General features: G+C 70.8%; 18 protein-coding genes and 1 riboswitch. Of the genes, 9 read left to right on the top strand and 9 right to left on the bottom strand.

Annotated features, from left to right (window positions below; all coding sequences use genetic code 11):
• Nucleotides 1–49: 49 nt before the first annotated feature.
• Nucleotides 50–1438 carry a glutamine synthetase family protein gene (locus ACFV4P_RS22855; RefSeq protein WP_380473787.1) on the bottom strand — a complete coding sequence of 463 codons (1389 nt, stop codon included), beginning with the start codon at nucleotides 1436–1438 and terminating at the stop codon, nucleotides 50–52.
• A gap of 378 nt (nucleotides 1439–1816) precedes the next feature.
• Between ACFV4P_RS22855 and ACFV4P_RS22850 the strand changes: the two genes are divergently transcribed.
• Nucleotides 1817–2701: a GNAT family N-acetyltransferase gene (locus ACFV4P_RS22850; RefSeq protein WP_380473785.1), complete on the top strand. Its 885-nt coding sequence runs from the start codon at nucleotides 1817–1819 to the stop codon at nucleotides 2699–2701.
• Nucleotides 2702–2727: 26 nt separating this feature from the next.
• On the opposite strand, the gene ACFV4P_RS22845 is transcribed toward ACFV4P_RS22850, so the two are convergent.
• Nucleotides 2728–4089: an acyltransferase gene (locus tag ACFV4P_RS22845; protein WP_380473783.1), complete on the bottom strand. Its 1362-nt coding sequence runs from the start codon at nucleotides 4087–4089 to the stop codon at nucleotides 2728–2730.
• A 255-nt stretch (nucleotides 4090–4344) separates the two neighbouring features.
• Nucleotides 4345–4517: riboswitch (M-box (ykoK) riboswitch) on the top strand.
• A gap of 767 nt (nucleotides 4518–5284) precedes the next feature.
• Here ACFV4P_RS22845 and ACFV4P_RS22840 point away from each other — a divergent pair.
• The 3 genes from ACFV4P_RS22840 (at nucleotide 5285) to ACFV4P_RS22830 (ending at nucleotide 8395) form a co-directional block, all read left to right on the top strand.
• Nucleotides 5285–6541, top strand: coding sequence for a magnesium transporter MgtE N-terminal domain-containing protein (locus ACFV4P_RS22840; protein ID WP_380473781.1), 1257 nt, complete (start codon nucleotides 5285–5287; stop codon nucleotides 6539–6541).
• Nucleotides 6538–7926 (top strand): NRAMP family divalent metal transporter, encoded by a 1389-nt coding sequence (locus tag ACFV4P_RS22835; protein ID WP_380473779.1) that lies wholly within the window; start codon nucleotides 6538–6540, stop codon nucleotides 7924–7926. Before ACFV4P_RS22840 ends, ACFV4P_RS22835 begins: the two co-directional genes overlap by 4 nt.
• 163 nt (nucleotides 7927–8089) lie before the next feature.
• Nucleotides 8090–8395, top strand: a complete 306-nt coding sequence (locus tag ACFV4P_RS22830; RefSeq protein WP_380474071.1) for a DUF2087 domain-containing protein — start codon at nucleotides 8090–8092, stop codon at nucleotides 8393–8395.
• On the opposite strand, the gene ACFV4P_RS22825 is transcribed toward ACFV4P_RS22830, so the two are convergent.
• A complete protein-coding gene (locus tag ACFV4P_RS22825; protein WP_380473778.1) occupies nucleotides 8377–9504 on the bottom strand; it encodes a serine hydrolase domain-containing protein in 1128 nt (375 codons plus the stop codon). The genes ACFV4P_RS22830 and ACFV4P_RS22825 overlap by 19 nt on opposite strands.
• A gap of 266 nt (nucleotides 9505–9770) precedes the next feature.
• Between ACFV4P_RS22825 and ACFV4P_RS22820 the strand changes: the two genes are divergently transcribed.
• Nucleotides 9771–10331, top strand: a complete 561-nt coding sequence (locus ACFV4P_RS22820) for a dihydrofolate reductase family protein (protein ID WP_380473776.1) — start codon at nucleotides 9771–9773, stop codon at nucleotides 10329–10331.
• Nucleotides 10332–10453: 122 nt separating this feature from the next.
• Here ACFV4P_RS22820 and ACFV4P_RS22815 read toward each other — a convergent pair whose 3' ends face one another.
• Nucleotides 10454–12334, bottom strand: a complete 1881-nt coding sequence (locus ACFV4P_RS22815) for a M1 family aminopeptidase (protein ID WP_380473774.1) — start codon at nucleotides 12332–12334, stop codon at nucleotides 10454–10456.
• A gap of 684 nt (nucleotides 12335–13018) precedes the next feature.
• On the opposite strand from ACFV4P_RS22815, the gene ACFV4P_RS22810 reads away from it, so the two are divergent.
• Nucleotides 13019–13297, top strand: a complete 279-nt coding sequence (locus ACFV4P_RS22810) for a hypothetical protein (protein ID WP_073810682.1) — start codon at nucleotides 13019–13021, stop codon at nucleotides 13295–13297.
• A 246-nt stretch (nucleotides 13298–13543) separates the two neighbouring features.
• Here ACFV4P_RS22810 and ACFV4P_RS22805 read toward each other — a convergent pair whose 3' ends face one another.
• From ACFV4P_RS22805 to ACFV4P_RS22795, 3 genes are read right to left on the bottom strand one after another with little or no spacing between them, the layout of a single operon-like run.
• The gene (locus ACFV4P_RS22805) at nucleotides 13544–13834 is read right to left on the bottom strand and encodes a dsRBD fold-containing protein (protein WP_380473772.1); all 291 of its coding nucleotides are present in this window, start codon (nucleotides 13832–13834) and stop codon (nucleotides 13544–13546) included.
• Complete coding sequence (locus ACFV4P_RS22800) at nucleotides 13831–14004, bottom strand: hypothetical protein (RefSeq protein ID WP_158071892.1); 174 nt, start codon at nucleotides 14002–14004, stop codon at nucleotides 13831–13833. The genes ACFV4P_RS22805 and ACFV4P_RS22800 overlap by 4 nt, the downstream gene beginning before the upstream one ends.
• 59 nt (nucleotides 14005–14063) lie before the next feature.
• Nucleotides 14064–14567, bottom strand: a complete 504-nt coding sequence (locus ACFV4P_RS22795) for an HD domain-containing protein (protein WP_380473770.1) — start codon at nucleotides 14565–14567, stop codon at nucleotides 14064–14066.
• Between the two features lie 77 nt (nucleotides 14568–14644).
• Here ACFV4P_RS22795 and ACFV4P_RS22790 point away from each other — a divergent pair, with 77 nt between their 5' ends.
• Nucleotides 14645–15280: a uridine kinase gene (locus ACFV4P_RS22790; RefSeq protein WP_380474068.1), complete on the top strand. Its 636-nt coding sequence runs from the start codon at nucleotides 14645–14647 to the stop codon at nucleotides 15278–15280.
• 55 nt (nucleotides 15281–15335) lie between these two features.
• Here ACFV4P_RS22790 and ACFV4P_RS22785 read toward each other — a convergent pair whose 3' ends face one another.
• A complete protein-coding gene (locus ACFV4P_RS22785; RefSeq protein ID WP_380473768.1) occupies nucleotides 15336–16127 on the bottom strand; it encodes a DNA-formamidopyrimidine glycosylase family protein in 792 nt (263 codons plus the stop codon).
• Nucleotides 16128–16237: 110 nt separating this feature from the next.
• On the opposite strand from ACFV4P_RS22785, the gene ACFV4P_RS22780 reads away from it, so the two are divergent.
• Nucleotides 16238–16999 (top strand): alpha/beta fold hydrolase, encoded by a 762-nt coding sequence (locus ACFV4P_RS22780; protein ID WP_380473766.1) that lies wholly within the window; start codon nucleotides 16238–16240, stop codon nucleotides 16997–16999.
• Between the two features lie 286 nt (nucleotides 17000–17285).
• On the top strand, nucleotides 17286–18194 hold the full coding sequence (locus ACFV4P_RS22775) for a GNAT family N-acetyltransferase (protein WP_380473764.1): 909 nt from the start codon (nucleotides 17286–17288) through the stop codon (nucleotides 18192–18194).
• Between the two features lie 296 nt (nucleotides 18195–18490).
• Here the strand turns inward: ACFV4P_RS22775 and ligD are convergent, their stop codons facing one another.
• Nucleotides 18491–19390: a non-homologous end-joining DNA ligase gene (gene ligD, locus ACFV4P_RS22770; protein ID WP_380473762.1), complete on the bottom strand. Its 900-nt coding sequence runs from the start codon at nucleotides 19388–19390 to the stop codon at nucleotides 18491–18493.

The following is a 19390-nucleotide window of genomic DNA, read 5'->3' as shown; positions in this document are numbered from 1 at the left end:
CAGGGTCGGCAGGGCCCGCGCTGCGGTGGCAGCGCCGGGTGTTCGCGCCCTACAGGCGCTCGAAGCCGCGGCGGCGCTCCCAGTCCGTCACTGCGGCGTCGTAGGCGGAGAGTTCGACGCGCCCCGCGTGGGCGTAGTGCCGGACCATGTCCTTGCCGAATGCCACGGTGGCGGCCTCGCTGCGGTCGAACAGCTCGATCGCCTCGCGCAATGTGGCGGGCACCCGCGGCGCGTCGGAGGCGTAGGCGTTTCCGGTGAACTCCGGTTCCAGCGGCAGCTGGTGTTCCACGCCGTGCAGCCCTGCGGCAATCAGCGCGGCCACCGCCAGGTACGGGTTGACGTCCCCGCCCGGCACCCGGTTCTCGAAGCGCAGCGACCCGCCGTGCCCGACCACCCGCAGCGCGCACGTCCGGTTGTCGCGGCCCCAGGCGATCGCGGTCGGGGCGAAGCTGCCCGACACGTAGCGTTTGTAGGAGTTGACGGTCGGCGCGAGCAGCAGCGCGAACTCGCCGAGGCAGGCGAGCTGGCCCGCCAGGAAGTGCTCCATCGTCCGGGAGAAGCCGGCCGGCTGCCCGTGCCCGCCCCCGGCGTCCTCCGTACCGCTCCTGGGGAAGACGGGTCGGCCCTGCTGGTCGCGCAGGCTCAGGTGGATGTGGCAGGAATTGCCCTCCCGCTGGTCGTACTTGGCCATGAAGGTGAGGCTGACGCCCTCCTGGGCGGCGATCTCCTTCGCCCCGGTCTTGTACACGGCGTGGTCGTCGCAGCAGCTGAGCGCGTCCGTGTAGCGGAAGGCGATCTCGTGCTGCCCGAGGTTGCACTCGCCCTTCGCGGACTCCACCACCAGCCCTGCGCCCGCCATTCCGGTGCGCAGCCTGCGCAGCAGCGGCTCGATCCGACCGGTGCCGAGGATCGAGTAGTCCACGTTGTACTGGTTGACGGGCGCGAGGTCCTGGTAATGCTTCTCCCAGGCCTGCTCGTAGCTGTCCCGGAACACCATGAACTCCAACTCGGTGCCCACGTACGCCTGCCACCCGTAGCCGGCCAGGCGCTCCAGCTGACGACGCAGCACCTGGCGGGGCGACACCGCGACCGGGCTGCCGTCCTGGTGGACGAGATCGCACTGCACCATCGCGGTGGCCGGATGCCACGGCACCATCCGCAGCGTCGTCAGGTCGGGCCGGAACACCAGGTCGCCATAGCCGGTCTCCCACGAGGACACGGCGTAGCCGTCCACGGTGTTCATCTCCACGTCCACCGCCAGCAGGTACCCGCAGCCCTCGGCCCCGCCGTCCAGCACCTCGCTCAGGAAGTACTCCGCCGCCAGCCGTTTGCCCTGCAGCCGTCCCTGCATGTCGGTGACGGCCAGCACCACCGTCTCCACGGCGCCTTCGGCCACCAGACTGCGCAGGCGCTCCACCGTGAGTCGCGCGTCGGTCATCCGCCCTCCACCTCCGCCACCCCGAGTACGCCCCGGCAGCCTCGTGCGGCTGCCGTGACGCCGACCACCACGGCGACGATGATCCCGCCCCGGACCTGCCCGCACCAGTGGCTGCGTGCGTGTCGATCCGAACTGATTCATCGTCAGATCATCACTCTTCACAGCACTTTGACGCCGCATCAGCTCTTGACACCATTCCTCTCAACCCGCTCTGAACGCCCTCCGCACCCCCTGCACCCGCCGCCCCACATCGGTGTCCCTCGCCCGGTCGGCATCCGACGGAGATCGAAAATCGCTTGCGGCGGTCCGGCACGCCTGCTTCCGTGCCGCGTGCACGATCAGTTGCCCTGCCGTCCATCCCACTGGAGTTCACCACCCGTGACGTTCCGTCTGACCCTCCTCACCGACCCCGCCCTGCTTGCGCACTCGCGCCGTCTCACCTGGCTGGCATCCGCGCCCGACGGCACTCCGCTCGGAACCGCCGTCCTGGGACTGTTCACCTCCTCCAACCAGGCCCATCTGTCCTCGCTGACGCTGAACGTCCACCCCGCCGAACGCCGGCGCGGCGTCGCCTCGGCGCTGCTGTCCGCCGCCACCGCCGCAGCCGTCGAGGACGGCCGCCGGGTACTGCTCGTCCAGGCCGTCGAGGGCTCCCCGGGCGATGCGTTCCTCACGGCACGGGGTTTCGAACGGGCCCTGGTCCTCGAGTACGCCCGACTCGACCTGACCGCACCTGCCGACCCGCCGGCCGCCGATGACGCCCCGATCCGCCCCGGCTACCGGCTGATCTCGTGGCTCGGCAATTGCCCCGACGAGTGGCTGGCCACCTTCACCGTTTCGCGCACCGCCATGGACGACATGCCGATGGGCGACACCGACTTCGGTCGGCTCGTCTGGGACGAGGCCCGGGTCCTCGCCGCCGCGAAGGCCGTGGCCGACCGCGGTGAACTCCTGCACACCGTGGCCGCGGTGGAGGAGGCGACCGGCAGCATCGTCGGCTTCACCGAGCTCGTCCTTCCGGCCGACCGCTCGGGCGACGCCCAGCACTACGGCACCGGCGTGCTGCCCGCCCACCGTCGACGGGGCCTCGCCCTGGCGATGAAGGCCGAGGCCGTCCGCTGGTCCCGCACCGAGCAGCCGGGGATCACCGGCCTGCTCGCCGACACCGCCGACCACAACACCGGCATGCTCGCCGTGAACCGGGCCCTCGGCTACCGTGCCACGCACCGCTCCATCGAATTCCGCCTCTCGCTCCGACCCTGACCCTTCCGACCGTCCCTGGCCTACGGTCAACTTCCGGCCTGAGCCGCCACCTCCGCCACGTCCGTCGCCTCCCTCGTCTCCGCCGCTGCCCACCGGGTGGCGGCGGCGCCGACCAGCGCCGACCCGATGACGAACGCCAGCACCACCTGCCAGTCCGGCGATCCGTCCCTGGCAAGGCCCTGTACCGCCCAGTGAGCCAGTGACCAGACGGTCGCGGCCAGGCCGGCCATCAGGAGGGGCGGCCGCCACGCCCCGTTGATCGCGGCCCCCGGCATGGCCCGCCGGACCGTGCGTATCAGCAGAGCGTCGACCGGCCGCAGCGCTGCCAGCAGGAGGCCGAACAGTGCGGCCAGCACCAGGATCCAGGCGGGCCGCCAGGCCCACCAGGCGGCCGATCCCACCTCCGGCTCGGGTGCCAGGTCGGTCAGGTAGAACGCGGCGCCGGCGGCGAGGACCGGCACCATGTGCCACAGGTAGAGCGTCATACTGACCCTGCCGAGCGGCTCGACGAATCGCCTGCGCCGCGCCGACCGCAGCACCCGCTCCGCGAACGGAGCCAACAGCAGGCACAACCCGCACTGGGCGACCAGCCACGCCAGCATGGCCGGCGAGGGCGGGTTGGTGTTGGACACCTCCTCGCCGGTGACCAACACCAGGCTGACCGGGAACGGCCCGAACCCCACCAGCGCCGCATAGCCTGCCGCACCACCCAGGGCCAGAACGGCCCCGAACCACCGGCGAGTTGCCGGCCCGCCGTCCTTCCAGTCGAAGCCGAGTTGGTATGCGACCGCCCACACCAGCAGGTAGTTGAGCCAGCCGACCCGCCCCGCCCACTCCGCGTCCGCTCCGCGCACCACCAGGTCCACGGCGACCGCCGCAGCGGCCGTCACCGCCACCGGGCGAAGACCCCACCGCCGGTGCAGCGCGTACAGCCACGGTGTCAGCGCGCTGATCGTCAAGTAGACCGGCAGGAACCAGAACTGCATCGCCAGCGCCCAGCCGATCATCCCCAGCAGCGCCGGGTTCGCTCCGCAGGCCGCGGCGATCAGCAGCCCGCCCAGGGCCGGCACCAGGTACGCACCGGTGGGCAGCAGCATCCTCAGGGCCCGCCCGCGGATCCAACCGGCCGCGGTGCCACCCTCTGCGCGGCAGGCACTCCAGGAGCCGGTCACCGCATAGCCCCCGGCCAGGAAGAACACCGGCATGATCTGGAAGACCAGCGTCAGCCACTGGGTCCACGGCACGGCAACCATCAACTCGGGTGCCGCCAGCGACCCGTCGGGCCTCCGTTCCAGTGCGGTGATCAGCCAATGCCCGACCACCACCAACACGATCGCCACCGCCCGCAGCAGGTCGACGTACCCGCTGCGCACCGATGCTGCCTTCACTTCGTTCCCCTCTCCCCCATGTCGGTCATCATCTCCGGTCACCTTTCACGGCCGCCCCACCCGGCGCGTTGCGGTTCAGCCTCAACTCCCGCCCGCCCGATCGCTGCTTCCGCCCCACGTCCAGCCCCCGAGTTCTCCGTCCGGTCGACGGGCCCCGCCCCGGTCGTTTCCCCAGGTCCGACCAGGTCGGAGTCAAACCCTGGTCAAGGGTGCAGTGACTGGGGCATCGGTGGCCCTATCCTGGTCCGGTAAGGACAGACACCTCGTTCGGTGAGGCGTCTTCACGGACACAGGCCACTGATCCCACCCGTCGAGAGACGCTCCGGATCAGGACAGGTCTCCCCGGCCCAAGGGGTGATCCCAAGTGGCTTCCCCCAAGTCGGGGACACGCCGTGGAGTGCCAAAGCTCTGACGAGTTGGGGTGTGCCGGGCCCTCAGCGCCCGGTCGCCTGCCGCGCGGCCGCGAGTGGTACTCGTCGGCCAAGAACGGGAGGAGGCGAGATGGACTGCAGTAGTCCGGGGCACAGTCGGCCCCTTCCCGTTTTGTCCTCGCCGTTGTTCTGCGGTTCGAGGCAGTTCTCCCTTCTCTGACTCCGTGACGCTGTTCGGCTGAACGCCTCCGGTTGTCCGCCGTGTCTTCCGCTGTCATGCGGCGGACTCGTCGTTCCACCGGCGGCGCGGCCTGCGGTCGGCGCTGCCGTTACCGGCCTTCGACATGCCCTGGGCCGCAACTGCACCGGTCTGTGGTCCTGGCACGCCCGGTACCGGCCACGCCATGGTCTTCCACCACGGCGTCCCGCTGCCTGCCGTGGGCCCGAGACCGGCAGCCCGTTGCCGTCGGCCGAGCCCATGACCGCGCCCTCGACCGAACCGCCCCGACCCGGCCTCAGCACCGGGGCCTGGCCGTCCCGGTCCGGCCGGTCTGCGGCCGGACCGGTCTCGGCCGGGTTGATCCGCAGGGCTGGTCCGGTGGGATCGGTCCGCGCCGGTGGGCAGGCCGTTCACGGAAGTTGATCGGAGCTCGTGAGGAACTGCCCCGAGCCGCCCGTCGGCCCCGCCTCGCCGGGGCAGAGGGGTGTTCACCATGGCCACCAACACACTCTTCGGTTCAACCACCTCCAGGTTTCGCGATCGTCGAACCGACCTGAACCACCGCGCCACCGCCGGCCGTGCGGTGCGTTCCTCCCTCGTATCGTTGGCCGGGCTGATCGGGGCACCCGTCACCAACCAAGCCGGCGGCGAAGTCGGACGGCTCGCCGACGTGGTCGCCCGGCTGTACGGCCCGGAGCCGTATCCGCCGATGACCGGCCTGATCCTGCGGATCGGACGTCGCCGGGCCTTCCTGCCGGCGGACGCGATCGGACGCCTCGCAGCCGGGCAGGTCCGGTTGCGTGCCTCCCGGGTCGACCTGCGAGACTTTCAGCGCCGCCCCGGCGAGGTGCTGTTGGCCCGTGATGTGCTGGACCATCAACTCGTCGATGTGGACGGCGTCCAGGTGACCCGGGCCGCCGACCTGTACTTGGCGCCGTTGGTGGACCGGGTGGTCCTCGTCGGGGTGGACGTCTCGCTCCCGACGCTGCTGCGCCGGCTCGGCCCGCGCCGCTGGCAGGTCCGGCCGACACCGGACCGGGTCCTCGACTGGCAGTCCGTCGCTCCGTTCGGCGAGCAGGCCACCGACGGTCCGGCGGAGGTGCGGCTGCGTGCGTCGCGATCCGCCCTGCACCGGCTCCGCCCCGCCGATCTGGCCGACATCCTGGAGGACCTCGGCCGCAGCGAACGCCAGCAGCTCCTGGGGTGGTTGGAACCGGAGCGGGCCGCAGACGCCCTGGAGGAGATGGTGCCCGCGGAGCTGGAGAACCTCCTGCGCGAGGCCCGCCCGGAGCACGCCGCCCAACTGGTCGACGCGATGGAACCCGACGAAGCCGCCGATGCGCTGCGCGACCTGGCGCCGCGCGAGCGGGAGACCCTGCTGGCGCAGATGCCCAGCGAGGAGGCAGCCGAGCTCCGCGGTCTGCTCTCCCACCGGGAGGGCACCGCCGGTGGTGCCATGACGACCCGGCTGGTCACCGTCCAGCTGGAGCAGACCGTCTCCGAGGTCCGGGCCGAGCTGGCAGCCCAGGCCGACCACCGCGCCGAGATCGACGCCGTCGTCGTGCTCGACGCGGACGGACGGCTGATTGCCGACGTGCCGCTGTTCGAACTGGCGGTGGCCGAGGACTCCACCCCGATCGTCGACCTGGTGGACTGGCTGGCCCAGTTCGGCGCACCGGTCACCGTTGCCCCGGACACCCGACTCGCCGAGGCCGCCGACCGGCTGATGGCCGCTCGAAGGTCCTCCCTCCTGGTGGTCGGCGAGGACGAGCGGCCTCTGGGCCGCATTCTCGCCGACGACATCCTTGACGCCCTGCTGCCCGAGCGCGGGCCCCTGCACTTCCGGAGGTTCCGCCAGTGAACGCCCACCTCGACCCTGTTGCCACCGGCTCCATCGCCACCGACTGCACCGCTCAGCAGGCCTCTTCGTCGGCGGCCGTCAGTGCGGCGACCGGACTCGGCGTCACCACCGGGCCCGCCGGACCGACCGTCCCGCCGGCCCCCGCCCGCCGACGCCGGCTGCGCCGCCTCACTGCCCTGGCCATGGTCGCCGGGCCCGGCCTGGTCGCCGCCAACGCGGGCAACGATGCTGCGGGTATCGCCACCTACGCCTCGGCCGGGTCCCAGTTCACCTACGGCACGCTGTTCTTCATGGTGCTCGTCACCATCGCCCTGGTGATGGTCCAGGAGATGGCTGTCCGGCTCGGGGCCTACACGGGCAAGGGTCTCGGAGCGCTGATCCGCGAACAGTTCAGCCTCCGGCTGACCGCTCTGGCGGTCGGCTGCCTGTTGCTGGCGAACACCGGCCTGGTGGTCAGTGAGTTCGCCGGAATCGGCGCAGCATTCGAGCTGCTCGGTGTACCCAAGTGGGCTGTCGTCCCACCGGCTGCCGTACTGCTGTGGGCGCTGGTGCTGTTCGGCTCGTACCGGTGGGCCGAACGGATCTTCCTGGTGATGTCGCTCGCGTTCTTCGCCTACCCGGTCGCGATGGTCCTCGGCCACCCCCACTGGGGCCAGGTCGCCGAACACCTGGTGGTTCCGCACCTCCAGCCCTCCAGCGACTTCATCCTCCTTGCGGTGGCCCTGATCGGAACGACCGTCAGCCCGTACATGCAGTTCTATGCCGCGGCCGGGGTGGTGGACCGGGGAGCGAAGCCGGAGGAGTACAAGCTGATCAGGGCGGATGCCGTGCTGGGAGCGGTGTTCGCCTGCATCATCAGCCTGACCATCATCGTGGCCACGGCGTCGGCCATCGGCGGGACCGGTCCGCTGCAGTCCGCCGCCGAGGCCGCCCGGGCTCTGGAGCCGGTGGCTGGGCCGGGCGCGGAACTGCTGTTCGCCTTCGGCTTGTTGGGTGCCTCCGCTCTGGCCGGCGCCGTGGTGCCGCTGTCCGCCAGCTACGCGATCGGCGAGGCCGCCGGGGTGGAGCGCTCGGTCTCCCGACGGTTCCGCGACGCGCCGTTGTTCCTCGGTGTGTTCACCGCGCAGATCGCGCTCGGCGCGGTCGTGGCGCTGACGCCGGTGGACGTCATCCAGCTGCTGATCGGCACTCAGGTGCTCCAGGGACTGATCAGCCCGATCGTGCTGGTGTACCTGCTGGTGCTCACCAACCGCCGTTCCCTGCTCGGCGACGCCGCGAACAGCCGTCGGTACCGGATCGCCGCGACCACGGTGGTGGTCGGGGTGGCACTGATGTCCACCGTCCTGCTGGTGCAGACCGTCCTCGGGTGGTTCGGCCTGGCCTGATCCTGCGACCGGCCGACGCCGCAGCACCAGCGCTCGTAGGGCGGCCCGCCATCCGTTCGTCGTGCGCATGTGTGTCTCCTCTGTGAGTGACGTCGGCCAGTCGCCGACGTCTCGCATCGAAATCCGGTTGTCCGCCCAGCAGCCGGCCTGCAAGGCTCGCGCCATGTCCGCCCATGAAACGCCGGCTGCACTTGCCGCCTTCTTCACCGATGGCCGTCTGACGTCGATCCCGCGCAAGCCGGCCCGTCGCACCGCCCTGCTCGACCACCTCGCGCGTTCGCTGTTCGAGCCCGACCGCTCGTACAGCGAACGCGAGGTCAATGACGCGCTACTCGCTGTCCACGCCGACACCTCCATGCTTCGCCGCTACCTGATCGAGGCTCAGTTGCTGGCCCGCACCCGCGACGGATCCAGCTACCACCGGGCCGGCGCTTCCACCACCGTGGAAGCTCATACGCCTGCCGAGTAGCGCCAGAACTCCCGCATGAGCGGCGGCGGGGTGGGCCCGGTCATCTCCCGCTGGGTGAGCAGGATCGTCACCAGGCCGGTCGTCGGAACCAGGTGGGCCGCCGTCCCGGTGCCGCCCACCCAGCCGTAGCGGCCGGGCACGTTCCACGGATCGCGCCGTACGACGTCCACCGATCCGCCGAAGCCCCACCCCTGGCCCTCCAGGAACAGCTCGCTGTCCGCACGCTGCTGCTCCGTCAGGTAGTTCGTGGTCATCTGCCGGACCGCCCCTTCGGACAGCACGTGCCGCCCGTCCTCGGCCCGACCGCCGGACACCAGCATCCGCTGGAACGCGAACACGTCGTCCAGGCTCGACACCAGGCCGCCGGCCCCCGAGGGGAACGCCGGCAGGATGCTCCACTGGCCGCCCGGTGGGTCCGTCACGGTCAGCGTCCCGTCCGCGTTCGGCCGGTACAGCGGGCTGAGCCGGTCGGCCTCGCCCGACGGTGCGGAGAAGCCCGTGTCGACCATCCCCAGTGGTTCGAGCAATCGCTCCGCCAGCGCCTGGTCGAGTGGCTGCCCAGTCGCTCGCGACACCAGCACACCCTGAATGTCCGAACAGATGTTGTACAGCCATGCCTCGCCGGGCTGATGAAGCATCGGGGCCCGACCCAAGGTCGCCAGCCACTCGTCCGGTGGCATCACCTTCTGGGGCTGGGGCGGCCCCTGGAGCAGTTCACCGACCAAGGGCACCAGCGCCGGCAGGGAGAAGTCCGGCGGAAATCCGTACCCCGCCCGGGACTCGAGCAGGTCCCGCACGGTGATCGGCCGCTCCGCCGGCACGGTGTCCGTAACCGGTGACTGCGGCGTTCGCACCACCCGCCGATCCGCCAGTTCCGGCAGCCAGTGCTCCACCGGGTCGTCCAGGTCGAAGGCGCCGTCGTCGACGAGCTGCAGTACCGCGGCCGCCATCATCGGTTTACCGATCGACGCGATCCGCACCAGGGATTCCCGGGTCAAGTCGCCCGCCGCCGCTACCTCGACCTGGCCGCCCCTGGCCACCAGTGCGACCGCACCCGGCACCGCGCCGTCCGCGACCCGGCGCTCCAGCATGCTCTGAAGTTCACGCATGTTGTCTCCCTTCCAACTCCGGTGCCGCCTTCGCACCTTCTGCTCTGTGCTGCCTGGAGTGTTCCCGGCTGCCGGAGGACTCCCTCGAGACGATCGGATACCCCTTCCGCGCCGATCAGTTGACGGCATGTCAACCGATCGGTTGATCCCGGTATCCACCGGTCGGAGATTTCACGATCGGGAGTGTCAGGGCCAGTTACGATGCCCAATCGCCCGGGTACGTTGGCGAACACCACGTTGATCGGCATATGTCCCGGGAGGCACTGATGTCCCAGCTCGTCCTGATGATGTCCGTGTCGCTCGACGGCTACTTCGAGGGCCCTGACGGCGATCTCGGCTGGCAGTTGGTCGACGACCAGCTGCACGAGCACTTCAACCACAGGCTGGAGGCGATGAGCGGCTTCCTCGACGGCCGTGTCACCTACCAGTTGATGGCAGACTACTGGCCGACCGCCGACCAGGATCCGGCCGCCACCCCGCCCATGGTCGAGTTCTCGCGTATCTGGCGTGACATGCCGAAGACCGTCTTCTCGCGCACACTCACCCACGCCGACTGGAACACCACGATCGTCCGCACCGTCGACCCGCAGGCGATCAACGCCCTCAAAGCCGCCTCCGCGACCGACCTCGCGGTCGGCGGGGCCGTCCTCGCCGCCGAGATGCGACGGCTCGACCTGATCGACGAATACAGCCTGTACGTCCACCCGGTGATCCTGGGGCGCGGCCGACCACTGTTCCCACCGTCCGACACCCGAACCGACGTAGTCCTCGCCGAAACCCACACCTTCGAAAGCGGTGTCACCATGCTCCGATACCTGCGGCGCTGACAGCCGGCACCCCGCGACGGCACTGGCGTCGGCGGCGGGTTGCTCCAGGCCGGCTCAACAAGGCACGCCGGCCCCGTCCGCCCGGGAATCCGGATCGGGCGGACGGGGCCGGCGGTGGGTGATCAGCCTTCGATGCGGTGCTGGGTCCAGAACGAGGTCAGGTCCACGGTCGTCGCGGCCTGGGCGGCGGCCTTGAACTCGGCGGTGGTGGACACCCCGTACCAGTGCGCGGCCGCGTAGTCGTGCAGCAGCGTGGTCATCGCGGCGTCACCGATGGTGCGACGCAGATCGTGCAGCGCGCACTTGCCGTAGTTGTAGATGACCGTCGAGTACCGGGAGGAGTTGGCGTCCCAGTAGGCCATCGAGTTGGTGATCTTCTCGGCGGAGGACGCCCAGGAGACGCTGCTCCAGCAGTTGGTGCCGGTGCTGCCGAGCGCGAGGTCGGTGGCGTAATCGGTGAAGGCCTCGTCCAGCCAGGGGCTGTTGTACTCGTCATCGCCGACGATGCCGTACCACCACTGGTGGCCGATCTCGTGGGTGAGGGCAGTGGTGGAGACCAGGTCGAGTACGAAGCCGGGGTACTCCATGCCGCCGAACCAGAAGTTGTTGTCGATCACCGCGTCGAGTTCACCGTAGGGGTAGGCGCCGAAGCGAGCGGCGTGCGAGTCGACGGCGGACTTGGCAGTGGTCAGCATGGACTGCGCGCTGCTCGAGCTGATGCCGCTGACGGAGTACACGTTGACGGCGACTCCGGTCGACGAGGTGCCGGATATCTTGCTGAACGGCCCGGCTGCCCAAGCGAATTCGCGGACGTTCTTGGCGGTGGCGGTGGTGACGGTTCGTCCGCTGCTGCCAGGGGTGTCCACGGAGGTGCCGGTCGCGGGGACGAGCAGGCTGCTCGGGTGGTCGAGGGTGACCGTGTAGTCGGAGGCCAGCGTGTAGAAGGACTCACCGTTGTTGGTGTACGGGTCGAGGTGCCAGCCGGCCGCGTCGCGGACGGCGAGCACGGGAAGGGCATTGCCGATGAAGGCGAACGCACCGTCGCGTCCGAACCGGTCCGCGCCGGAGGGGACGGCGATGGACAGGTCGAAGCCGACGCTACCGCTTGCGCCCTGGGCGAGCGGTGCGGGCAGGGTGACCTTGAGCGCGGTGCAGCCGACGGTGAGCGGTGCGGTGGTGCCACCGGTCAGGTTGCTGACGGTGATCGGCGTCGTGGGGCAGCTGCCGTGGTAGTTGTCCCACAACCGCAGGTACACCTCGGTCAGCGGGGTTGCCGAGGGGTTGGTGAAGCCGATGGTCTGGTGACCGGACCAGTTGGCGCCGTTGGCGTCGCTGGTCAGGTTGACGGTGTACCCGGTGGGCGCGGGGGTGCGGGTCGCATCGTTCGGCGGCGGGGTGGTGCCGCCACCGGAGACGTCCAGCGCGACGTCGTCCAGCACGAAGCTGGTCTGCAGCCCGGAGTCCTCGACACCGTTGAACGAGATGCTGACGGTCTGCCCGGCGTAGGCCGACACGTCGAAGGTCTTCTTCACGTAGCCCGCCGCCGCATCCAGGTTGGAGTAGGTGGCGAGGGTGGTGGTGCCGATCTTGGCGGTGAGCTTGTCGTACGCCGTGGTCTTGGTGGTCTCGGCCGTGTCCACGTGCAGCCAGAAGCTGAGGCTGGCACTGGTGCAACCCGCCGGCAGCGTGACGCTCTGCGTCAACGAATCGGTGTGGGCCGATCCGTAGCCGTCCAGCCAGGCGAAGGACGTTCCGCCGTGGGCGCTCTGTCCGCCCCCGCTGGTGATCACGCCGCTCGACGTGGTCCATGGCGTGGTGCCGGACTCGAATCCGCCGTTCGCCACGACCTGGGTCGCCGTGCAACTCGCGGCCGCTGCACCACTGTTGCCCTGGGCGGCCTGCGCGGTGGGGGCGGCCAGGATCGCGGTGCCGGCGGCGACAAGCACGGTGGTGCTCAGTAGCGCGGCAGCGCGGGTGGCGAGGACGCGGAGTCTGTCGCTCATCGGTGCTCCTCTCGGTTGCCAGGGTCTGTGGGGGCCCTGGCCGAGGGGCAGATTGCCAGCAAACTCTCAGAATTGATAGGCGCATGTCATCAATCGTTACGACACCTTACGGATCACCAACCTGCCTGGAAACCGCCACAATTGGCCGAAATCCCACCATGGCAGCACGCGTCAGCGTATCCCGCCCGGATCGAACACGCGCCGCGCTCACTCGGGTCGCAGTGCCAGCGCCTGTCGCATCCGCATCACCTGAACAGACGGCCCCGCACCAGGCCGCAGACCGGCTTCGTCCCGGCGGCGGTCCGCCGCACGGCGAGCGCGTCGGGCGCAGCGCGGTTGTGCTGAACAGTGAGGTCGGAGGCGTCGATTCTGAGGTCGCTGCGCCCACTGGAAGCCGTAGCATCGCCGGTCACCGAGGGGGCAGCGGCGGGATCACGGCCGAGGGCCCATGTACGGGCACGGCAGAGTTGGCATCACGTCGCGGCGGGTCTGGTGAACCGGCCTCGCGCGGCACGCACCGCCCCTTGATCTCCCGCACGTCGTCGATGCCGTTCCCGGCCTTGAGCAGCCGCTCGGGGGGCGGTTTTCGGCCTTCCGGGTGAGAGTGGAAGACGGTCGCCACGGGTTGGGTACCTGTGGGGTCGGGACCGAGCGGCCCATAGGGCGGCGGATGGGAGCGGGTTTGTGAATACCTGGGCAACCTGGACCACGCAGGGCATTCTGTCCGGCCACGGTGGCGTGAAGACCGTGGAGATCGGCGTCATCACCGGGGATCTGACCGTGCACACCATGTGGATCGAGGGCGAGGCGCGGCTGACGGTGCAGTACAGCGGGGCACTCGACTGGTTCACCGTGGAGGGCAGCCCGGTGGCCGCGGCGGACGAGGCAGCGGCACGCGAGGTGCATCAGCACATGGTGGAGGCAGTGAAAGCGGGCGGTGGCGCGGCCGCTCCGCAGGCGTGACTCCCCCGGACCCGGGCCGCGAACGGTGCAACCGACCGCGACCCGGGTCCCGGCCTGCCCGCGCGATCCGACAGGGTCCCCGCACACGCTTCACCGATCCGACGACCGCAGGCACCGGCCGCTGAGCGGCGCGCCACCAAGCCCACGCCACGCCACACCGCACAACACGCCAAGCCGCGGCACGGCACGACGCAGCACCGCACGAAGCGCGCAGCACGAATGGAACAACGCGCCGATCCTCCGCAGTTACAGCGCGTCGCGACGGCGGGCGGATTCGACGGCTTCGGCGGCGGTCGAGCCGTGGTGGATCAGTTGCTGTCCGAGCGCGGCCAGGGCCCGGCCGACGGCGAGTTCGTCGCCGATGGCGGGGTCTGCGGGGTCCTGGGCGCTGCGATGGGCCTCGGCATCGACCTCGATCAGGTTGACGCCGGTGTCGAGGATGGCGTGCGCCTGGGTGAGGTCGCCGACCTCGACCAGCCGCAGGCGTACGGACCATTCGGTGGTGTGCGGTTCGGAGACCGCGGCGCGGCCGCTCACCGCTGCTCCTCCTGCTGGGGCGGCTCGGCGAGCCGGTCGCCCTCCGCCTGCGACTCCTCCCAGGCATGCATGTTCTGGTAGGAGGTGATGCCTTCCTCGGGGTCGGCGGCGCGGACGTCGTCCTCGTCGCGCTGTGCCTTGTCGTTGAGCCTGTCGTTCATCTCGGACATTCTCGGCTCCTCGCTGTCGGGCCCCCACTGCTCCTTCCAGCCTGCTCCCGACGAACGTTTCAGTCGAGTTCGATCAGCAACGCGGGGTTGACGGCGGCGAGGACGGTCCGCAGGTCGGCTTCGGCCACGGCAGGCCACAGGACGGCGCGGGCGTCCCGGTAGCGTCCGGCGAGCCGGGCGCGGTCCGCCTCGGGCAGGTGGGCGGCCCGGTCGGCGCGGGAGTTGTGGGCGTTGTCGGCGATCTTGACGAGGGTGGCTGCGTGGTCGGTGACGATGTCGAGCAGCATCGCCCGGTAGTCCGTCCCGGGTGCCCGGGTGACCCGGCGGACGGTGGCGACCACGGCTGCGGGGATTCCGGCGGCGAGCAGGTCCTCGGGGCTGGTCGGGGTGTCCTCCAACACGTCGTGCAGTAGGGCGGCCATCTGCAGGCCGCTGCCGAACGCGGCCATTCCGGCCGCCACCGCGCGAACGTGTTCGATGTAGGGGACGCCGATCCGGTCGTACTGTCCGATGTGCGCGCGGGCAGCGAAGGCGTCCACTTCGGCGAGGGTCGGCGAATGCACGGCGAGGTCCCCCTGGGATGAGCGACGATCAGGTGTCGGAAAATATAGTCCGGTTGACGGAAGGAAGTGATCGCCCGGTGCGGGTGACCCCGATCTCTCCGGAGCGCCTGGCCGACCTGCTCGCAGAACGGATCCACCAGTTGCCCGGCGCGCCGGACCGCCGCCTGCGGGTGGCCATCGACGGCGCGGACGCCGCCCGCCCGGGTGAGCTGGCGGACGCGCTGGTGGAGCCGCTTCGGCTGCTCGGGCGGCCGGTGCAGCGAGTGTCGGCGGGGGATTTCCTGCGTCCGGCCTCGGTCCGTTTCGAATACGGCAAGCAGGACCCGGACGCCTTTCACGACCTGTGGCTGGACGAGGGCGCGCTGCTGCGCGAGGTCCTCGACCCGCTGGAGCCGGGCGCGGACGGCCGGATTCTGCCGACCTTCTGGGATCCGAAGACCGACCGCTCGACCCGGGCCCGCTACGTGGAGCTGCCGCCGCGCGGTGTGCTGCTGCTGGACGGCCCGTTCCTGCTGGGCCGCTGGCTGCCGCTCGAGTTCACGGTGCACCTCACCCAGTCCCCTGCCGCGCTCGCCCGCCGCACTCCCGCCGACCGGCACTGGACGCTGCCGGCCCACGAGCGCTACCGCGCCGAGACCGACCCGGCCGCACTCGCCGACCTCACCGTCCGGGTCGACGATCCCCGCCACCCGGCGCTGGTCGAGCAGGACTGACGCGCCCCGGCAGCTCGTCCCCGCAGCGCCGAAGCCGCCGAAGCCTCCGGTGTCGTCAGCCGGTCGGCGCCGGTCCCCGCTGGCAGCGCGGGCACCAGTACGCGGTCCGGTCCTGCGCGTGGGTGCCGGTGCGGATCGGCGTGCCGCAGCGCACGCAGTTGCGGCGGGCCCGGCCGTACACCCAGTTCTGGCAGCCGGGCCGGGTGTCGCCGGTGGTGATGTGGCCGTGCCGCAGCTTGTTGGCGTCCAGCAGTTGGTGCGCCCGGTGCAGCAGCCGGTCCAGGTCGGGCAGTTCGGCGACCGGGAGCCACGGGGTGACTCCGGCCAGGAAGCACAGCTCGTTCGCGTACACGTTGCCGATGCCGGCCAGGTTCCGCTGGTCCAGCAGGGCCGCGCCGACCGGGCGTTGCGGGGCGGCCAGCAGGCGGCGGCGGACCTCGGCGGCGTCCCAGTCGGGGCCGAGCAGGTCGGGGCCGAGGTGGCCGACCGCCCGGGCCTCCTCGGCGGTGCGCAGCAACTGGACCACGGGCAGTCGGTAGCCGACGGCGGTGCCCTGCTCGGTGCCGAGGATCGCCCGGATCTGGAACGCGGGCCCGCTGCGCCAGCGCTCGCCGGGCCGGAACACTTGCCAGCGACCGTCCATCCGCAGGTGGGTGTGGAGCGTCACGCCGCCCTCGAACCTGGTCAGCAGGTGTTTGCCGCGCGGCACCGTCTCCAGCACTCGGCGGCCGGTGAGGTCGGCCGTGGCATGGGCGGGAACGCGCAGGTCCGCCACCGTCAACACTGCGCCGGCGAGGACGTGGTTGAGCTGGGTGGCGACCAGGTAGATGCTGTCTCCTTCGGGCACCCTCCCATCATGCCGGTCGCTTCGGACACCGCGGCCCGGCCCTCCTCCACCCTCTCTGCCGGCAGCAAATTTCCTGGTCGGATGGGGTGCCGCTGTTCTAGGTTGGCGCGATGACGATCACTCACGAGGTGGCCGGCACCGGCCCCGCGGTGCTCCTGCTGCACTCCTCCGTCTGCGACCGGCGGATGTGGGACGGCCAGTGGGACGCGCTGCGCGAGGCCGGGTACCGAGTCGTGCGGTGCGACTTCCGCGGTTTCGGGGAGACCCCCTGCGCGGAGGCGCCGTACAGCAATCTGACCGACATCGAGGAACTGCTTGACGAACTCGGCATCGACCGGGTCTCGCTCATCGGCGCTTCCTTCGGCGGCAACATGGCCGCGCAGTTCGCGGCCCTGCGCCCGGAGCGGGTGCACTCGCTGACGCTGCTCTGCCCGGGCAGTGCCACGCACGAGCCGAGCGCCGAGCTGGTGGAGCTGGGCGATCGGGAGGTCGCCCTGGTCGAATCCGGGCGACTGGACGAGGCGGTCGAGCTGATGGTGGACACCTGGCTCGGGCCCGACGCAGACGAGGCCGCCAAGGCCAAGGTCCGGCTGATGCAGCACAACGCGTACGAGGTGCAGCTCGCAGTCGCGGAGGAGATCCACCCGACCGAGATCGAGGTGGACCTGCGCAACGCCGTCGCCCCCACGCTGGTCTTCGGCGGCCGGCACGACGTGGACGACTTCCGCCGGATCGCCGTCGACACGGCGGCCGCGCTGCCTGCCGGTGAGTACCGCGAACTCCTCTGGGCCGGCCATCTGCCCGCCCTGGAGCGCCCGGCCGAGGTCGCCGAGCTGTTGATCTCCCATCTCGCCGAGGTATGGACGGCCTGACGGATCGTCAACACTGCACCGCGCGTCTCCCCTCCCGCGGGTGAACATCGACGTCCCGTTCGGATTTCCGGGCCCGTCCCCCACCACCCGCGGGAGGTGAAGACACCCCCGTCTCGCACCCCTGCAGGGCAACCACCGCAGCGCAGAACCGATTCGGCACTCAACTCCGTCACAAGCCGGTCAAGTCGAACGATCGGTGTGCGCGGTTCGAAAAAAGAGGTGCACGCCTCCTACCGCCCTGCTTTGATTCCGCGTGATCAACCTCCACGAGAGGACGCACCACACCTTGGACGGCACGATGCGCGACTCCCTGCACGACACCGACCTCACCTCCGCCCCGGGGGCTGAGGTGGGCGGGCCGTCGGCCGTCCTGGCCCGGCTCGAAGAGTTCTACGACGCCGTTCCCCGGTTCTCCGCGGCCGCCGAGGAACACGGCCCCTTCACGCTGTTCGTCCGCACGGGGCCGGGCTGGCACTACTACGGACGCCCGACGCTGGGCGGCGACGGGCCGTTCACCGTGGCCGATGTTGACCGGGTCCGGGCGCGCCAGCGTGAGCTGGGCGCACCGGAGAGCTTCGAGTGGGTGCACGAGACTTCGCCGGGTCTGCGCGCCGCCATCGAGGCCTCCGGCCTGGAGGTGCACGAGCATCCGCTGCTGGTCCTGGAGCTCGACGGCCCGTCGACTGCCGCCCCGGCGGCGGAGGACGGACCGGAGGTCCGGGTGCTGACGACCGACGACCCGCTGCTGCCGAGTGCCGTCGCCGTTCCGCACCTCGCCTTCGCCGAGCCGGGCACCGAGGTCGGCGAAGCCGGCCCGGAGCAGCTCGCCGAAGCCACCCGGACGGCGATCGCCGACGGCCAGGTGACGCGGATGATCGGGCGGATGGAGGCCGGCCGCACCGTCGTCGCCGCGATGGCCGGGCCGGACGGGCTCGCCATCGCCTCCGGCTGCCACCAGCCGGTGGGCGAGGTCAGCGAGGTCGTCGCGGTGGCGACGCTCCCGTCCCAGCGGCGGCAGGGCCTGGCGCGCCGGGTCACCGCACACCTGGTGGAGCACGCCCGGGCCACCGGCATACGCACGGTGTTCCTGTCCGCCAGTGACGGTGCCGTGGCCCGGATCTACGAGAACGTCGGCTTCCGCCGCATCGCCACCGCCCTGATCGCCGAACCCGCCGCGGAGGCCGCCACGTCCTGACACCTCATCACCGCCGCACTGCCCTCGCACCCTGCCCTGCCCTGCCCCCGAACCTTTCCTGCCCCGTCCCTGGCCGGCCGGTGCCGGCAGGCCAGGTCACCCTCGCCCCAACGTCCCGAACCGACCGCGATTCCCGAACCGACCGCGATTCCCGAACCGACCACGAGTCCCGAACCGACCACGAGTCCCGAACCGACCCGCGACTTCCGGACCGACCCACGATTCCGCTCGACCAACCACGAAAGGCAGGCGAAGCATGCTGATCGGCCCACCACCCAGCTCCGTCGACCTTCGGGTCAGTCGTCTGGCTCCGGCAGTGTCTGGTCGTCGCTGAGCAGGTCGGCCAGCAGGTCGCCCTGCTCGGCGTATCGGTCGACCACTTCCTGCGGGCTGAAGGTCAGCTCGGCCGGGTCGGTGCACTGCTCGACCTCGCTCCAGCTCACTGGGGCCGACACCCCCGGGATGCTGGTGGCGCGCAGGGTGTAGGGCGCGGCGGTGGTCTTCGCCGTCGCGTTCTGCGACCAGTCGACGAAGACCTTTCCCCGGCGCAGCGCCTTGGTCATCCGGGACACCACCAGGGCGGGGTGCTCGCGGGCGAGGCGTTCGGCGAGGGCGCGTGCGTAGTCGCTGACCTTCCGGGCGGGGGCTGGGCGCAGTGCGGCGTAAAGGTGCAGTCCCTTGCTGCCGGAGGTCTTGGGCCGGCAGACCAGGCCGTCGGTGGCGAGGGCTTCACGGATCAGCAGGGCTACCTGGCAGCAGTGGGTGAGGTCGGCACCGGGTCCGGGGTCGAGGTCGACGACCAGGCGGTCGTGGGCGTCGGGTCCGCTCTCGGCGGTCCACTGCGGGACGTGCAGTTCCAGGGCGTAGCCGTTGGCGACGGTCATCAGCGTCGGCAGGTCGTCCACGGCGACGCGCTGCTTGGGTCCCTCGTGGCTGGGTGCGGTCACGGTGCGCACCCAGTGGGGCAGTCCGGGTGGCGGGTTCTTGGCGAAGAAGCCTTCTTCGCCGATGCCGGACGGGAAGCGCAGGAAGCTGGCGGCGCGGCCGCGCAGGTGCGGAAGCATCGCGGGGGCGATCTGCGCGTAGTAGTAGAGGGCCTCGCCCTTGGTCCACCCGGTGACGGGCCACAGGACCTTGTCGAGGTGGGAGAGGACCAGGCGGCGGCCCTCCACTTCCGTGACCTGTCGCTCGGGCAT

The organism is Kitasatospora sp. NPDC059795 (genome assembly GCF_042732175.1).
GTDB lineage: Bacteria > Actinomycetota > Actinomycetes > Streptomycetales > Streptomycetaceae > Kitasatospora.
Note: the sequence above shows the minus strand (reverse complement) of the source record. Positions and strands in the feature narration are given on the sequence as shown.

What these genes read in the sequence shown, in the direction of transcription:
- ACFV4P_RS22855 (WP_380473787.1), bottom strand. Translation starts at nt 1,438, where the DNA reads ATGACCGACGCGCGACTCACGGTGGAGCGCCTGCGCAGTCTGGTGGCC.
- ACFV4P_RS22830 (WP_380474071.1), top strand. Translation starts at nt 8,090, where the DNA reads ATGTCCGCCCATGAAACGCCGGCTGCACTTGCCGCCTTCTTCACCGAT.
- ACFV4P_RS22825 (WP_380473778.1), bottom strand. Translation starts at nt 9,504, where the DNA reads ATGCGTGAACTTCAGAGCATGCTGGAGCGCCGGGTCGCGGACGGCGCG.
- ACFV4P_RS22820 (WP_380473776.1), top strand. Translation starts at nt 9,771, where the DNA reads ATGTCCCAGCTCGTCCTGATGATGTCCGTGTCGCTCGACGGCTACTTC.
- ACFV4P_RS22815 (WP_380473774.1), bottom strand. Translation starts at nt 12,334, where the DNA reads ATGAGCGACAGACTCCGCGTCCTCGCCACCCGCGCTGCCGCGCTACTG.
- ACFV4P_RS22800 (WP_158071892.1), bottom strand. Translation starts at nt 14,004, where the DNA reads ATGTCCGAGATGAACGACAGGCTCAACGACAAGGCACAGCGCGACGAG.
- ACFV4P_RS22780 (WP_380473766.1), top strand. Translation starts at nt 16,238, where the DNA reads ATGACGATCACTCACGAGGTGGCCGGCACCGGCCCCGCGGTGCTCCTG.
- ligD (WP_380473762.1), bottom strand. Translation starts at nt 19,390, where the DNA reads ATGCCCGAGCGACAGGTCACGGAAGTGGAGGGCCGCCGCCTGGTCCTC.